The organism is Pseudophaeobacter flagellatus (genome assembly GCF_021228235.1).
Classification (GTDB): Bacteria; Pseudomonadota; Alphaproteobacteria; order Rhodobacterales; family Rhodobacteraceae; genus Pseudophaeobacter; species Pseudophaeobacter flagellatus.
Genome location: NZ_JAJQRG010000004.1, coordinates 47,479 through 63,350, shown reverse-complemented (window position 1 = coordinate 63,350; position 15,872 = coordinate 47,479). Strand labels below are relative to the sequence as shown.

15 protein-coding genes are annotated in these 15,872 nt (G+C 58.8%); 3 read left to right on the top strand and 12 right to left on the bottom strand.

What is annotated here, in order from left to right:
• Positions 1 to 39 precede the first annotated feature (39 nt).
• The 5 genes from LRK71_RS09195 to LRK71_RS09175 all read right to left on the bottom strand — a co-directional run bounded on the left by LRK71_RS09195 (position 40) and on the right by LRK71_RS09175 (position 4,156).
• The gene (locus tag LRK71_RS09195) at positions 40 to 1,224 is read right to left on the bottom strand and encodes an amino acid aminotransferase (protein ID WP_232402832.1); all 1,185 of its coding nucleotides are present in this window, start codon (positions 1,222 to 1,224) and stop codon (positions 40 to 42) included.
• Complete coding sequence (gene sseA, locus LRK71_RS09190; protein ID WP_232402831.1) at positions 1,224 to 2,078, bottom strand: 3-mercaptopyruvate sulfurtransferase; 855 nt, start codon at positions 2,076 to 2,078, stop codon at positions 1,224 to 1,226. Before sseA ends, LRK71_RS09195 begins: the two co-directional genes overlap by 1 nt.
• A gap of 114 nt (positions 2,079 to 2,192) precedes the next feature.
• The gene (locus tag LRK71_RS09185; protein ID WP_232402828.1) at positions 2,193 to 2,738 is read right to left on the bottom strand and encodes a hypothetical protein; all 546 of its coding nucleotides are present in this window, start codon (positions 2,736 to 2,738) and stop codon (positions 2,193 to 2,195) included.
• Between the two features lie 296 nt (positions 2,739 to 3,034).
• Entirely contained in the window at positions 3,035 to 3,511 is a 477-nt protein-coding gene (gene smpB / locus LRK71_RS09180) for an SsrA-binding protein SmpB (RefSeq protein ID WP_232402826.1), read from the bottom strand.
• Positions 3,512 to 3,592: 81 nt separating this feature from the next.
• Positions 3,593 to 4,156, bottom strand: a complete 564-nt coding sequence (locus LRK71_RS09175; protein ID WP_232402824.1) for a helix-turn-helix domain-containing protein — start codon at positions 4,154 to 4,156, stop codon at positions 3,593 to 3,595.
• 144 nt (positions 4,157 to 4,300) lie between these two features.
• Between LRK71_RS09175 and LRK71_RS09170 the strand changes: the two genes are divergently transcribed.
• On the top strand, positions 4,301 to 5,524 hold the full coding sequence (locus LRK71_RS09170) for a benzoate/H(+) symporter BenE family transporter (protein ID WP_232402822.1): 1,224 nt from the start codon (positions 4,301 to 4,303) through the stop codon (positions 5,522 to 5,524).
• Positions 5,525 to 5,684: 160 nt separating this feature from the next.
• Positions 5,685 to 7,535: a dihydroxy-acid dehydratase gene (gene ilvD / locus LRK71_RS09165; protein WP_232402820.1), complete on the top strand. Its 1,851-nt coding sequence runs from the start codon at positions 5,685 to 5,687 to the stop codon at positions 7,533 to 7,535.
• 511 nt (positions 7,536 to 8,046) lie between these two features.
• Here ilvD and LRK71_RS09160 read toward each other — a convergent pair.
• Complete coding sequence (locus LRK71_RS09160) at positions 8,047 to 8,865, bottom strand: sulfotransferase family protein (protein ID WP_232402818.1); 819 nt, start codon at positions 8,863 to 8,865, stop codon at positions 8,047 to 8,049.
• 138 nt (positions 8,866 to 9,003) lie between these two features.
• Between LRK71_RS09160 and LRK71_RS09155 the strand changes: the two genes are divergently transcribed.
• On the top strand, positions 9,004 to 10,581 hold the full coding sequence (locus LRK71_RS09155) for a DUF5928 domain-containing protein (RefSeq protein WP_232402816.1): 1,578 nt from the start codon (positions 9,004 to 9,006) through the stop codon (positions 10,579 to 10,581).
• Positions 10,582 to 10,709: 128 nt separating this feature from the next.
• On the opposite strand, the gene LRK71_RS09150 is transcribed toward LRK71_RS09155, so the two are convergent.
• The 6 genes from LRK71_RS09150 to LRK71_RS09125 form a co-directional block, all read right to left on the bottom strand.
• Entirely contained in the window at positions 10,710 to 11,351 is a 642-nt protein-coding gene (locus tag LRK71_RS09150; protein ID WP_232402814.1) for a DUF1523 family protein, read from the bottom strand.
• A gap of 12 nt (positions 11,352 to 11,363) precedes the next feature.
• Positions 11,364 to 11,630 (bottom strand): hypothetical protein, encoded by a 267-nt coding sequence (locus LRK71_RS09145; protein WP_232402812.1) that lies wholly within the window; start codon positions 11,628 to 11,630, stop codon positions 11,364 to 11,366.
• Between the two features lie 124 nt (positions 11,631 to 11,754).
• Positions 11,755 to 12,378 (bottom strand): class I SAM-dependent methyltransferase, encoded by a 624-nt coding sequence (locus tag LRK71_RS09140; protein ID WP_232402810.1) that lies wholly within the window; start codon positions 12,376 to 12,378, stop codon positions 11,755 to 11,757.
• Positions 12,379 to 12,404: 26 nt separating this feature from the next.
• Positions 12,405 to 13,145 carry a CDP-diacylglycerol--serine O-phosphatidyltransferase gene (gene pssA, locus LRK71_RS09135; RefSeq protein ID WP_232402808.1) on the bottom strand — a complete coding sequence of 247 codons (741 nt, stop codon included), beginning with the start codon at positions 13,143 to 13,145 and terminating at the stop codon, positions 12,405 to 12,407.
• A 352-nt stretch (positions 13,146 to 13,497) separates the two neighbouring features.
• Entirely contained in the window at positions 13,498 to 14,706 is a 1,209-nt protein-coding gene (locus tag LRK71_RS09130; protein WP_232402805.1) for a M24 family metallopeptidase, read from the bottom strand.
• A gap of 277 nt (positions 14,707 to 14,983) precedes the next feature.
• Positions 14,984 to 15,772: an alpha/beta hydrolase gene (locus LRK71_RS09125; RefSeq protein ID WP_232403414.1), complete on the bottom strand. Its 789-nt coding sequence runs from the start codon at positions 15,770 to 15,772 to the stop codon at positions 14,984 to 14,986.
• Positions 15,773 to 15,872: the final 100 nt, after the last annotated feature.

Genomic DNA, 15,872 nt, shown 5'->3' with positions numbered 1-15,872 from the left:
TGCAGTTTCAGATCTGCCACGGGCGGTGCCGACCTATGCTCAGACGCCTGCGTCGATGATGGCCTTGGCCAGCGTCGGAATGGTTGCGGAATTCAGCCCCGCAATATTCATCCGGCTGTCGCCCACCATGTAGATGCCATTGTCGACGCGCATTTTCTCGACCAGATCCGGGGTCGTCCCCAAGAGCGAGAACATGCCGCGGTGCTGCGCCAGAAAGCCAAAGCGGTCAGACCCGGAGAGGCGCTGCAGTTCTGCGGCCAGATCGGTCCGCAGCCCCAACATGCCAAGGCGGACCTCTTCCAGCTCGGCGGCCCAATCGGCGCGCAGGGCCTCATCGTTCAGGATCATCGTCACCAGACGCGCGCCATGATCCGGCGGGAAAGAGTAGTTCTGCCGGTTCAAAAACGCCAGGGTGCCCTGGTTCAGCGCCTGCGCGCCCTTGTCTTGCGACAGCGCCATCAGCAGTCCGGTACGTTCCCGGTAGATGCCAAAGTTCTTGGAACAGCTTGCCGCGATCAGCACCTCGGGGCAGCCCGCAGCCACCATGCGCACGCCGCGTGCGTCTTCTTCCAGACCATCGCCAAAGCCCTGATAGGCAATGTCGATCATCGGGATCAGGCCGCGTTCATTCATCAGCGCGATCACCGCTTGCCACTGCGTCGCATTCAGATTGGCACCGGTGGGGTTGTGACAGCAACCATGCAGCAGGATCACATCACCCTTAGCCGCCTGTTTCAGATCTTCGATCATACCATCAAAGTTCACGCTACGGGTTTCGCGATCGAAATAGCGATAGGTGACAGCTTCGATGCCCACATATTTCAGGATCGACACATGGTTAGGCCAGGTCGGATCCGAGACATGCACCTTGGCTGATGGGTTGGCCATCTTGATCATCTCAAAGGCCTGACGCACCGCGCCGGTCCCACCGGGCGTCGCCGCTGCCGCGACAGTGTCACGCGCCACAGCATCGCCGAGGATCAGTTTGATCATCGCATCGCTATAGGCGGGATCGCCAGCCAGAGCGACATAGGATTTGCTGGTCTGCTCCTCCCAAAGCTTATGCTCTGCCGCTTTGATCGCCCGCATCACCGGGGTCTGGCCCTCGGCATTTTTGTAGACGCCAACACCAAGGTCTATCTTGTTGTCGCGCGGATCTTCGCGAAACATCTGCATCAGGGCGAGAATTTTATCCGCAGGCTGCGGCTTCAGGGTCTCAAACATCAGGTCTCTCCGGTTGCAACGGGCAGGGTGGGAAACGCGCCCCACTCCGACCATGAGCCGTCATAAAGCGCATGATCGGTCTTGCCGATCCGCTCCAGGGCGAGGCTCAGGACGGCGGCAGTCACGCCCGACCCGCAGGTGGTAATGGCAGGTTTATTCAGATCAACGCCCGCCGCCGTGAAAACAGCGCGCAGCTCTTCCGGCGCTTTCATCGTGGCATCAGGGGCGAGCAAATCCGTGAAGGGTGTGTTTTTAGAGCCCGGAATATGCCCGGCGCGCAACCCTTCGCGAGGCTCGGGCACATCGCCACGAAAGCGCGCTGCGGCGCGGGCGTCGATGATTTCGTGATCGCCCAGCTTGGCGGCAGATGAGACCTGCGTCACATCCCGCACCAGATGGTTTTGCACCCGCACCGTCATGTGCCGGTCACGAATAACGGGGGGCAGATCTTCGGTCTCGCGGCCCTCGGCCACCCATTTTGGCAGACCACCATCCAGAACCGCGACATTGGCCTGGCCCATCAGACGGAACAGCCACCAAACTCGCGCAGCAGATTTCAGCCCGGCGCCATCATAGACCACCACCTGATGCCCGTCGCCCACGCCCATGGCGCGCAAACGGGACATGAATTTTTCGACTGGCGGCACCATATGCGGCAGCTCTGATCGGTGATCCGAGATATCATCAATGTCAAAAAAGCGCGCATTGGGAATATGAGCCGCGTCATATTCTGCCTTTGCGTCGCGCTCTTCCTGCGGCAGATACCATGAGCCATCCAGCACCCGCAGGTCCGGGTCTTGCAAATGGGCTGCCAGCCACTCGGTGGATACAAGGGTTTTTGGATCGTCGCGCATAAAAGCCTCCCCGCACATGCCTTTGCCCCTGCGTACTACCCAGCGATGGGAGTCGCAAGAGAGGCCGAGCGGGAACGCAACAATCTATCGCGACAAATCTTCGATCCCCCGCCCCTAGCGTACCAGCCGCAGGCTGGGACGGCTGGGCCTGTCTTTTGCGGCCATGTCCCCGGCCGGAAAGCGGTCGGCAAAGGACAGGCCCGCGCGGATGACATTCGGGTCCATGGTGCAGCCAGTGACATTGGCCACAGCTGCGCGGGCCCGGGGTGTTTCGTCCCGGCGCATATGATGCAGCATCTGCAAGAAGGCCTGCTCATCCCGGCTGATATAGCTGCGGTCTTCAAGATCCAACGGATCAAGGCACTCAAAGCGGTGACGGCGCGCCTGCCTGGTCTGCTGCACCAGCGCCAGCAGCGCCTGCGCCACGGGCAGGCCCAGGCTTTCCCCCCAGCGCTGCGCGGCAATCTGATAGGCGAACTGCCAGGTCTGGCGCTCGGGGTCCGCCAGGCTGATCATGAAATGGCGCAGAACGGGCAGCAGCCCCTGTTCGAAATCGTCCAGATCGCAAAAGACCAGCGGCAGCCTGTCGTTCGGTCCTGCGGGCTGGTCCGGCTGTTTTGGTGATTGCGGCGCGGCGGCAATGCTCTGGGGGCGTGTCATGACAGGATCCTCTGGCCGGGTGGCACATTTTGGCTAAACGAGACAGGCCGGGCGGGATCACGCAGGATCAATCTGACTGGGCCGCACCTTATCTGACAAAAACACTAAGAATACACAAGCCCTTTTCACGCCCCGGCGACGTCCCAGCCCAGAGCACGGCCCGTTCCCCCGCATTTGGGCGGCCAGAGATAGCATTCAACTTTGAAAGTTTCAGAAACGACGTATCTGTTCAGCGCCTTTTGACACTGCACCAAAGCCCAAAGCCCCACAGTCAGCGGCAGCGCGCTGGTCGGGGATTAACCGTGATCCTTCAGCAGGCGGCTTTTCTGGCGTGACCAGTCACGCTTCGCCTCAGAGGCGCGCTTGTCATGCGCCTTCTTACCCTTGGCGATGCCGATCTTGATCTTGGCGCGGCCCTTATGATTGAAATACATCACGATGGGCACCAGGGTCATGCCCTTGCGCTGGGTCGCGTTCCACATATCGGACAACTGCTTGCGTGAAACCAGCAGCTTGCGGCGGCGACGTTCGACATGCTTGAACATCTTGGCTTGGGAATAGGGCGGTACATAGGAATTCACCAGCCACAGCTCGCCATCTTCGACCGTCGCATAGCTTTCGGCGATATTGGTGCCACCTTCACGCAGCGCCTTCACTTCCGAACCTTCAAGCACGATGCCACACTCCACGTCATCCTCGATGGCGTAATCAAACCGCGCGCGGCGGTTTTCGGCAATCACTTTATAGTTCGGGTCTGATTTCGTCTGGGCCATAATGGGCAGATGTAAGCGCAGGCGCGGGCGGGTGCAAGACAACTCTGCCGCCACCCGACGAGTTCTGGCGCCGTTACGCTGTTATGCAGGGGCAAGCCCGCCCACATGGTGGGGATAGTGGTGCATATTCAGGAAAACCGCGCCCGATGCGCCACCGCGGTAGCCATGCGGCTGATCCGCCTGAAAGCGCAGCCCCTCTCCCTGTTGCAAGGCAACCCATTGGCCATCACGCAGGACCTCCATCTCGCCCTGCAGGACAAACACTTCCTCTGTGACGCCCGCCTCATGTGGCTGCGAGGTATGGCTTTGCCCGGCGGTCAGGCTGATCTGAAAGGTTTCTGCGCCGAGACTGGGATCAAAGGGAAAGACAATCTTCACCGCGATACTTCCGGGAAACTGCACTGTTTGAAACCCTGCGCTGCGCACCCTCTGCGGCTCTGGCATCGGGGCAATCAGAGCCGAAAGCGGCAGGTGGAAGCCCTTGGCAATTTTCCACAGCGTAGCGATGGTCGGACTGGATTCGCCGCGCTCAATCTGGCCGAGCATTGCCTTGCTGACACCGGTTGCCTCTGCCGTTTTGGACAGGCTTATCCCTGCCTGCCTGCGGATCTGGCGCAGGTTAATCGCAATAGCATCCTCGGTCATGTTGCGTGCTCCATCGCGCCCCAGAGACAGCGGCTGAAAATTTCCCTTGTGCGTTATAGCGCACAAAGCCTATCCTGGGCAAAAATCATCGTGCGCTATAACGCACACCACTCTACCGCGCTCCCCCCGGAAGGAAACCCCCCAATGCTCTCACAGTTGAAGCTCTCGCATCTGGCGGCTGGTGCGATTGCGGTTCTGGTAGGATACACCAGTTCCGTTGCCATCATCTTTCAAGCGATTGAAAGCCTGGGGGCGAGTCAGGCCCAGGCCAACAGCTGGCTGATGGCACTGGGCATGGGCATGGGACTGACCAGCCTGATCCTGTCGCTGTGGTTTCGTATGCCCGTGCTGACCGCCTGGTCCACCCCCGGGGCGGCACTGCTGGCGATCGGGCTCAAGGATGTCTCCATCAGCCAGGCGGTTGGTGCCTTTCTGTTCTGCGGGCTGCTGCTGACCCTCACAGGCATCAGTGGCTGGTTCGAACGCCTGGCGCGGCTGATCCCGGACAGCATCGCCAATGCGCTTTTGGCGGGGATTCTGTTCAATTTTGGGCTCTCGGCCTTTCTGGCGCTCAATCAGGATACCGCCCTGGTGGCCAGCATGGGGCTGGCCTTTCTGGCCGGGCGGCTATGGTTTGCCCGCTACACCATGCTGGGGGTATTACTGGTTGGTGCCCTTTGGGCAGCGGCTGCCGGGAGTTTTGGCGATCTCGCCCAGTTGGATACCAGCCTGCACATGCCCGAAGCGGTGCCACCCAGCTTCTCTCTGCCGGTGATACTTGGGGTTGGGCTGCCGCTTTATATCGTGACGATGTGCTCTCAGAACATGCCTGGCGTCGTCACCCTGCGCGCAGCCGGCTACACCCCGCCGGTATCGGCTGGCCTGACCGTGACCGGAATCGCCACATTGATTCTGGCGCCTTTCGGCGGCTTTGCTTTCAACTTTGCCGCCATCACCGCCGCCATATGTGCCGGCCCCGAGGCGGACGACGATCCGAGGACCCGTTATCTGGCCAGCGCCAGCGCGGGTGTCTTCTACTGCCTGGTAGGCCTGGGCGGCGCAACAGTGATCAGCCTGTTCCTGATTGCGCCCAAAGCCCTGATCGCCGGGGTTGCCGGGCTGGCCCTACTGTCGACCATCGGCAACAGCCTGTCGCAGGCCCTGCAGGGCGCAGGTGGACGCGAGGCCGCGCTGATCACCTTTATGACCGCAGTCTCTGGCATCAGCTTCTGGGGCATTGGCGCCGCCTTTTGGGCGCTGCTATTTGGGCTGCTGGCGAACAGCCTTTTGCATCGCCGCCCCGAGCAGGCCCCGCCAACCACACAGCCCGCCACGCAGCCCCCGCTTCCGGCCGCGCCAACTGACTGAAACCGGACCCGGCCCAGCCAAACGCCGCCACCCGCGCATAAGGCCGACCAAAACACCCCCGACGCCCCGCGCCGGGCTAAAAGAACCAAAACACGCCCGCTGATATTGCGTTTGTTGCGCAAATCGTGTGTCTGAGGGCAAAGAAAAGGGAAACAGCCAGATGCCAATGTACCGATCCAGAACCTCTACCCATGGCCGCAATATGGCCGGCGCCCGCGGATTGTGGCGTGCCACCGGCATGCAGGACGATGATTTTGGCAAGCCAATCATCGCCATCGTCAACTCTTTCACCCAGTTTGTGCCCGGCCACGTGCACCTGAAGGATCTGGGCCAGATGGTCGCCCGCGAGGTCGAATCGGCCGGCGGTGTCGCCAAGGAATTCAACACCATCGCGGTGGATGACGGCATCGCCATGGGGCATGATGGCATGCTCTATTCGCTGCCGTCGCGCGAGGTGATCGCGGATTCGGTGGAATATATGGTCAACGCCCACTGCGCCGATGCCATGGTATGCATTTCCAACTGTGACAAGATCACGCCGGGGATGATGATGGCCGCCATGCGCCTGAACATCCCGGTAATCTTTGTCTCTGGCGGCCCGATGGAGGCCGGCAAGATCGACATCGCCGATCTCGACATGAAAAAGATCGACCTGGTCGATGCCATGGTTGCCGCCGCCAGCGAAACCATGACGGATGAGCAGGTCCAGCATATCGAAGAAAACGCCTGCCCAACCTGCGGATCCTGCTCTGGCATGTTCACCGCCAATTCGATGAACTGCCTGGCCGAAGCCCTGGGCCTGGCGCTACCGGGCAATGGTTCTACCCTGGCGACGCACGCTGACCGCAAGCATCTATTCCTAGAAGCAGGCCGCAAGATCGTCGAGATAACCAAACGCCACTACGAAGGCAATGAGCCAGGCCTATTGCCACGGGAAATCGCCCGCTTTGAGGCTTTTGAAAACGCCATGAGCCTGGATATCGCCATGGGTGGGTCGACCAATACGGTGCTGCACCTGCTGGCGATTGCCCATGAGGGCGAGGTCAAGTTCACCATGGATGACATCGATAGGCTGAGCCGAAATGTCCCCTGTCTGTGCAAAGTGGCGCCCAATATCGAAAACGTCCATATGGAAGACGTGCACCGGGCCGGCGGCATCTTTTCGATCCTCGGCGAACTGTCGCGCGCGGGCCTGTTGCACGACGATTGCAGCACCGTGCATTCGGCCTCTATGGGGGAAGCGATTGCCAAATGGGACATCAAGGTCGCCAATAACCCCGAGGCCGAACAATTGTTCAAAGCCGCCCCCGGTGGTGTGCGCACCACCCAGGCGTTTTCCACCGAGAACCGCTATAAAGAGGTGGATACCGACCGCGAAGGCGGCGTGATCCGCAGCAAGGAACACGCCTTTAGCCAGGATGGTGGTCTTGCGGTTCTGTTTGGCAATATCGCGCTGGATGGCTGTATCGTCAAAACCGCTGGTGTAGATGCGTCGATCCTGAAATTCACCGGGTCTGCCTATGTCTGCGAAAGCCAGGATCAGGCTGTCAGCGATATTCTGACCGGCAAGGTCAAGGCGGGCGACGTGGTGGTGATCCGCTATGAAGGCCCGCGCGGCGGTCCGGGGATGCAGGAAATGCTCTATCCAACCTCCTACCTGAAATCCAAAGGTCTGGGCAAAGACTGCGCGTTGCTGACCGATGGGCGGTTTTCCGGCGGGACCTCTGGCCTATCCATTGGTCACGCCTCCCCTGAAGCGGCCGAAGGCGGCACGATCGGGCTGGTTGAAATGGGCGACAAGATCGAGATCGACATTCCCAACCGCACAATCCATCTGGCGGTCTCGGATGAGGTTCTGGCCACCCGGCGCGCCGCACAGGATGCAATCGGCTGGAAGCCTGCCAAACCACGCAAGCGCAAGGTCTCCAAGGCGCTGAAAGCCTATGGCATGCTGGCCACATCAGCCGCCAAAGGCGCAGTGCGCGAGCTACCGGAAGACTACGACGGCTAACAGCACCGCAAATTCGCCCCCCTCTGCATGTTGAATATAGGGGGGGGCTTTTGCAGCCGATTATAGCCATTGCAACGTAGCCCTCCCGCCCTCTCTGTAGGCTTTTTGCCTGATGGCAAAACCCCTCCGCGACCTTGGGCCCCGCGCCGGGCTCTGCCCGGCGCGGGGCCTGCCGCCACCCAACCTAGAAAAAACAGCCCGCCCCCCAAGAGCAATGATAGAAAGATCTGCTGAGAAGCGGTTTAGGTGCAGGTGTGCCCCAAACGCGCCCTATCAAGTATAAGACAAAACCACCGCCTCAAGAGTAACCCGCGCTATCGCGCGGCGGCTTTGCCGCCCTTGACCCGGACGTTTTGGCAGGCACAAAACAAGCACAAAAGATGCACCGTACCATCTGGCGCAACTGCGCCACGCCTTGGCGTGGCGCCGGGCCCAACGGAACAAGGGCATTGCAATGCCCGCCGGACGGGCGGGAGCCTCCCCTTCCTGTTTACCGCCTGTTTGACGCCTGCTATTCTGCGAGCTTGGCGTGGATCTCGTCGAGGTCAATTTCCCCAATGGGCATCTTGTTGCCCGGATTCTCAAAATCATAGCGGAACAGATCGAAATCGCGTTTATAGATCTCATAGATCAGGTGCATCGATAGATCGTCAAAATAATCCGCAACCGGATGCGCCCGCTTGGGGCCATGGCCTTCGCTTTCGTTGAAGCGGGGAATATTTGCCAGATCAACCCTATGCGGCGTTTCAATCGCGTCCAGTACATCCTGCATGCCGCTGTTGAAATCCTCGGTCCAGAAGATCTTGTTGTAACGCCCACCATTGCCGACATAGGTCGAGACATGGCCCGACATCGCGGACCAATGGATATCCGGGTCCATCGGGCGGCGAAACCGGATGCTGTCACGCACAAAGAGCAAAAACCGCCGGAAGCTCTTGATCTGGTCGAACTCTTGCTTGCCGTCCGCGCCGCCGACTTCAATGCCATATTCATAGGTCAGCTTTGGCACCAGATTGCCCCGATAGCGTTTACCGTTGCGCTGAATGCCGCAGATCTTGTCAAAAAACGAGCTGAGCACTCGGGTATAGGGGTTGCGCACGCAGGTGAAAGCATAACCGCTATTGTCTCGCACCTTGCGGCTGATCGGGTCCTTGCTGTGCTCTAGCGCCCATTTGTGCAGCCCGCTCTGCGCATCATGGATGTCACCGTCAAAAAACGCACCATGATCCGAATAGTAGAGAATCTGGCCAATGGTCGAACAGGCGCATTTTGGCACCACGCGGTAAATGACGCTCTCGGACTCGGTCATCCAGGTGCCTGGGTATCCCATATAGCCTTCCTCCTTTTGTACAGCGGAACCTGTACAATTCACATCTACAGATAAAATTCAAATAATCTGGTTTATTCAATGGGCTTGCCCCTTTATCAAGGGAACAATCAACTCACTACAGGGTGCATCGTCTCCAAAATGGCAAGAATTGCGTATATTTTGCTCTGCCATAAGGATCCAGAGGCGGTCATCCTGCAGGCAGAGCAGCTCACCGCGGTGGGCGACTACATGTCCATCCATTTTGACCGTAGTGCCAGTGCGGAAGACTATGCAAGCATTCGCAAGGCCCTGTCAGGCAACCCAAACGTCTGTTTTGCCAAGACCCGCGTCAAATGCGGCTGGGGAGAATGGTCGCTGGTGCAGGCCACCTTAAACGCCCTATACAGCGCCCTCGACAGCTTTCCGCGGGCCACCCATTTCTACATGCTGTCTGGCGACTGCATGGCGATCAAAACCGCAGAATACGCCCATGGCTTTCTGGATCGACGGGACTGCGACTTTGTCGAGAGCTTTGATTTCTTTGAAAGCGACTGGATCAAAACCGGCCTGAAGGAAGAGCGGCTAATTTATCGCCATTTTCTGAACGAACGCAAACACAAGACCCTATTCTACGCCAGCCTCAATCTGCAACAGAAGCTGGGGCTGCAGCGGCAAATACCGGCCGACATTCAGGTGCAGATTGGCAGCCAATGGTGGTGCCTACGGCGGCGCACGGTTGAGGCCATCGTTGACTTTGTAAAGCAGCGAAAAGATGTGGTGCGCTTTTTCCAGCGCACCTGGATCCCGGATGAGACCTTTTTCCAGACTCTGGTGCGCCATCTGGTTCCCAATGCTGAAATCGACAGCCGCACCCTGACATTCTTGATGTTTACCGATTACGGCATGCCGGTGAATTTCTACAATGATCACTACGATCTACTGCTTAGCCAGGATTTTCTGTTTGCCCGTAAAATCAGCCCAGACGCGAAAGAGCTGAAACTGCGCCTTGGGCGGCTATATGCAGCCCAAGGCGTTGATTTCCAGGTCTCAAACGAGGGACGCAGTCTCTATAAATTTCTGGTACAGCGCGGCCGTATTGGTCGCCGCTTTGCCACCCGGTTCTGGGAAAAAGAAAGCTCTCTCGGGCGCGAGCGCGAACTGATCATCGTGGTCTGCAAAAAATGGCATGTGGCCAAACGACTGATCGCCCAGCTGCGGCAACACACCGATATTGCCGCCATTGACTATCTGTTCCACGAAGAGGCAACACCGCTGCCGGATCTGGGCGGCATTCAGGCCTCTCTGGGCAAACGCACCCGGCATCGGCGCGCCTTGATGCGGATGCTGTTTGAGTATTTTGACACCAACCGGCTGGTCATTTGCCTGGACCCGGCTGCGCTGGATCTGATGAATGACTTCAACAGTGATCGCTCTACCACCCGCACGCTGCAGATCGAATGCGACTTTTCCGATGACTATCTGATTGGCCATGCACACCGGGTTGGCCTTGCGGGGAAACACACGCCACAACAGGCGCTGAAGAGGCTGCTGCCGACCATTCGCAATGACATCATCTACGAAGCCGACCGCCTGCGCGACGCCGGCTTTGCCAATTACCGGCTGATACGCCAGTCAGACAGTGCCGAGATCAACGCTACCCAATTGGCCGAGGTCTTTGGCCTGCCAATGGAAACTGCACAGACCCTGGCCAATAGTCCACTTCTGTTTGCCGACTAGAACATATCGCGCAAAAGCGGGCGCCGGTTTTTAGCTTTTAGGACATGCGAAATCAAATAAGCAGAGCCCGTCGCATGCCTGCAAATGAACGTGGCAAGCTCTCATTCGTGTCAAGGATCGCCAGCAGGCTAGTTGCGCCAGCTGGACAACCACCGCCTCAGACGGCTGCGCCGTTCGGACAGCGCATCCCCTGCGGCATAAAACCCGTCTTCGACATCCTCTAACATCGGGTCAATCCGACTGCGGCGAAATCTGCGCCAGCGCACATAGATCGCCCAGAACAGCGCTGCCAATAGCACCAGGATGACCGTGCTGATCCAATTGAATGGCTTGTCCTCAGGGCCGGCCACTGGCTTGATCGAGATCGCATTGGGAAAGGTCGACAGGAAAACGCTGCGCCAGCCATAGTGTAGCACCGAAACCCATTCAGGATTATCCTTGGTCGAGATCGCGTCATTGGCCTCGGAATACAGATTGGCGGTATCGAACTTGAAATAGGGTGGCCAGTGCCAGCCGGTGTCCTCGTTGCGATAGACGATGGCATCGCCATTGGCGCGAAAGGCCTGAATAAACTGCACATCACGCGTCACAGCGGCCTGCGTTGGGTTATCTGGGGTGGACCAGAAGATACGTTTCCAATTGTCCAGCTCCTGGCGTTCTTCATATGTGTTGACGATCCGCACCACATCATATTGCGGCAGGGTATAGTGTAAAAAACCCGCAAAAATGGACCAGATCGTGATCAGGACACCCCATTTGATATAGGCCATCGGACATGCCTCTCAGCTAAAGTTAACCAGGTAGATCACCAGCGCAATCGCGCCCAGCGGCAGAATATAGACCAATAAGACCAGCCTGCGCTGGAAAGAGCGATCATAGCGTTTCAACCCCCGCTGGATGAAGGCCTGCCGACCTGTGGTCAACCCCTTCTCTTGCCAACGCTGCGACAGCCGCGCCCGACATCGCGCCCGGGCGTAAAGCAGCAGCCCCCAGTAGATTGGGGTCAGACAGATCAGTAGCACCACCATCAGGCGTAGAAAGGCAAACATGTGCGGCTCCTCTTCTGCCATGGCCAGCACATCTAGCCACTGATAACCGGGGCTGCCGCTTGCCCCGCCCTGGCGGGTCTCCCTGCCGCCCAGTCTCTAGAACTCCACCCCGGCAGAGGCCCGTCTAGTTACGATGCGGTTTCGACAGCACCAGAAAGGTCATCATGCCAAAAGGAGGCAGGGCTTGCTGGATCTCGACCCGCAGGCCCTCTTCCTGCAGCACCCGTTCAATCGCGAAATCGGAATGCCAGCCCAACACATTGGCAAAGGGGGCCGAAAACTTCTCGATCGATGCCAGTACGCCTTGCGTACTTTTGAAATGGTTCGAGATCACCACCTTGCCGCCGGGGCGCAGCACCCGTTCAATCTCTGCCATGACCCGTTCTGGCTCTGGCACCACCGAGAGCACATGCATCGCGGCAACCGTGTCGAAACTATTATCCGGGAAATCCAGCTGACGCGCATCCATCTGGCGTAGGGCTGTCACATTGCTCAGCCCCTTTTCCGCCACCCGGCGGCGGGCCTTGGCCAACATGTCTGCGCTAAAATCAATGCCGGTAACGGCAATATTTGTCCCATAGTCGGGCAGCGACAGGCCCGTCCCGACGCCCACCTCCAACACCGATCCCCCATGGGTATTGATAAATTCGACGGTGCGACGACGACCTGCGCTCGTCACGGCCCCAAATGTTTTATCATAGACCGGTGCCCAACGGGCATACGAGGTCTCAACAGATTTTATATCCAAAGTATAATTCTCCCAAGGCACCGGGTTTACCCCGGCGTTTTTTTAATTAACCCCCACATCACCAGAACAATATAGCTCAGGCAAAGCACAACCAATGTGGTCCAAGCGTAGGTCAGAACTGCGGCGCCTGCAAAGGCACAGGCCACCAAAAAATACTTCACGTTTTCGCGCGATATGCGGACCATCTTGGGCGACCAAGTCGGAATACGGCTAATCATAAGCAATCCGATGACAACCATGTGAAAACAGATCAACAACTTGGGAAATCCGCCCCCGGTATCAAAGGCAAAAGAGACAAACATCGGCAGCATCGCCAGCAGTGCCCCCGCAGGTGAGGGAATGCCAACAAAGTAGCCGCTGGCGACCTCGCTCACCTCTTCCGATTTGGTGGCCACGTTGAATCGCGCCAGGCGCACCACGCAGCAGACCGAAAACACCAGCACCGAAATCCAGCCGGCATTGCTCATGTCCTGCAGCGCCCAGAAATAGATCACCAGCGGCGCCGCAACCCCAAAGTTGAGAAAATCCGCCAGCGAGTCCAGCTCGGCCCCCATTTTGCTGTCACTGCCCAGGGCGCGGGCAAGCCGCCCGTCCAGTCCATCTAGGATAGCCGCCGCTAGGATCAGCTGCACCGCCAGGACATAATTGCCCTGCACGCCAAAGCGAATGGCCGACAGTCCGGCGCAGATCGCCCCCACGGTCATGATGTTCGGCAATAGCTGAATCAGTGCGAACTCGGTCAATCTTCGGTCGTGGGGGTCATCCATGGTGCGGCTTGGTCACTTTTCTGAAGCAGGTATCATCTGTTGACGCGGGTCTCCCCTGCAAACAGGGGCGGCTGTACAGCACAGCATCACAACAGAGCCCCCTTTTGCAAGAGAGGGGGTGGCTGCTACTCATAAGTGGTTTGTCCTTGAAAGCAAGGGGGAAGCCCTGCCCCAGGGTGCAACCGGCGCAAAGCAGCAGGTCGCGCAACGGCCTGCGGCCAGATGCACCACCTGCAATCGCTCCCGACAGCACCGCGCACTGGCGCGGTGCCCAGCCCAACGAGGTTCGATCCCGGCAGGGATCAAACCTGGGCGGGAGCCTTCGGCTCTGCCCGTCACGCAGCGCTGGCCCTTAACCCACGACGTTGAACGCAGGCCCATAAGGGTACTTGGTAATATTCTCATTTCCATCCGGATGAATGATCAAGATATCATGCTCCCGGTAGCCCCCGGCACCAGGCTGTCCTTCAGCAAGGGTCAGCATCGGCTCCATAGAGATCACCATCCCCGGCTCCAAAACCGTATCGATATCCTCGCGCAGCTCCAGCCCGGCCTCGCGGCCATAGTAATGCGACAGCACCCCAAAGGAATGTCCATAGCCAAAGGTCCGATATTGCAACAGGTCGCGCTCTTCAAAGAAGGCATTGATCTTATGGGTGATCTCGGCGCAGCTGGCACCGGGTTGCAATAGCGAAATACCATATTCATGCGCCGCCACATTGGCCTGCCAGATCTTCAGGCTCTCGCTGTCCACCTCGCCTACAAACAGGGTGCGTTCCAGCGCCGTATAATAGCCGGAAATCATCGGGAATGTATTCAGCGACAGGATATCGCCGCGTTGCAAGCGGCGCGCCGTCACCGGGTTATGCGCCCCATCCGTGTTGATCCCTGATTGAAACCAGACCCAACTGTCGCGGTATTCGGCCTCTGGAAACCGCTTGGCAATTTCCAGCTCCATGGCATCGCGTCCGGCCATGGCCACGTCGATTTCGCGCACGCCTTCCTTGATCGCCTCGCGGATGGCAAAGCCGCCCACATCAGCCACCGCAGCCCCGGCGCGGATCATCTCCAGCTCTGCCTCGGATTTTCCCATGCGCTGCACCATGGTCGGCGCATAAAGATCCACCATCCGGTCAGGGCTGAGAAACGCCTCCAGCTTGGCCTTTTGCAGCAGTGTCAGATGGTCGCTTTCATAGCCCACCACTGCGCTTTCGCCCGTCACCGATCTGATGGCCCGCCAGAAATTGTCGCGCTGCCAGTCGGTATAGGTGATGTTGTCGCAAAAAGAGCGCCGCCAGGGCTGGCCCGCATCAATACCGGCGGAAATGGTCACTGCTTCAGTCGCAGTGACGACCAGCCCATAGGGGCGGCCAAAAGCGCAGTAGGTAAACCCCGAATAATACGAGATATTATGCATCGATGTGAAGACAGCGGCTGTGGTGCCGGTCTGCTCCATAATCTTGCGCAACCCGGCAATTCGGGCCTCATATTCAGAGGTGGTAAATTGTAGGGGTGCTTTTTCACCGTTGTGAAAGCGGTACATGTCAGGACGTGCAGTCATGCTGGATCCTTCCTTTTGACAGAAAGGTCCTGGCGTACAGGACGGAATGTTGAGAAAGACCCATGGCTGCCGCAATTGGGCCTGGCAGCGCCTGTGCTGCATATCGCCCAAAAGACTGCCATGTGGCGACGCCATCGCCCGGCCTGGCTGTAAAATGCCCCTGGAACGCGCCAGAGGCAAGTGATTCCGGCACCCGCCCCTGTCCGCTATTCCTGCGCGCGGGTCCAGCCCGGCCTCGCGGCCGCCCGTCCAGCAAGCCAGGATCACAGATGGCAGACTAATCTGTCAGCAGGCGCACCAGGTCACTGGCCGGATCCGCCAGCGGGTCGATCACGTTGAAGTGATGCTTGCCAAAGGCAATCACATGATCCGCCTGCCAGGCATCCGCCAGCCACTGCGCCTGATCCAGAAAGGCCGGACGTTCCTCGGCGCCGACCCAGACGGTGACATCGACGCTATATCGATCCTGCATTTCAACCAGGCTTTCGGCCTTGGCTGCCGGGCCATCCATCTGAAACTTCCTGTTCATTGTGGTGCGCAGCAGCGGCACAAGATCCGCCAACGGCGAGATCGGCACCACAATCTTCAACCGCTTTGCCACGACAGGCGACAGCACCTCCGGGTCCAACATACGCGCCACCAGATGGCCGCCCGCAGAGTGGCCTGCCAGCGAGATCGGCACCTCTGGCAGTTCCTGTGCGATCTGGGTCACCGCGCTGGCCACCTGTTGGGTAATATCCGCGATCCGCACCTCGGGGCACAGATCATAGGACGGCATCGCCACCGCCCAGCCATGGGCGAGCGCTCCCACCGCAAGATGCGACCAGGTGCTTTTATCAAAGGCTAGCCAATAGCCGCCATGCACAAAGATCAAAACGCCTTTTGGGGTGACTTCAGGTAGGAAGAGATCAAATCGCTGCCGCGCACCATCGCCATAGGGCAGATCCAGCCGCGCCCGCTCATGCAGACTATTGCGAAAATCCTCTGCCGAGGCCGCCCAGCGCGCAGGATAGCCCTCTGCGCCGACAATATAGGCCCCATTGGCATAGGCGTCGTCTAAATCGATCGTCATCTGTCTCTCCTGCTTGCCGCTCTAAGTGACAAGCTCTGCCTGCCATTGTCAAACTATCTACTGGGCTGCCCCTTGGGTGACCCAGCCCCTCCCT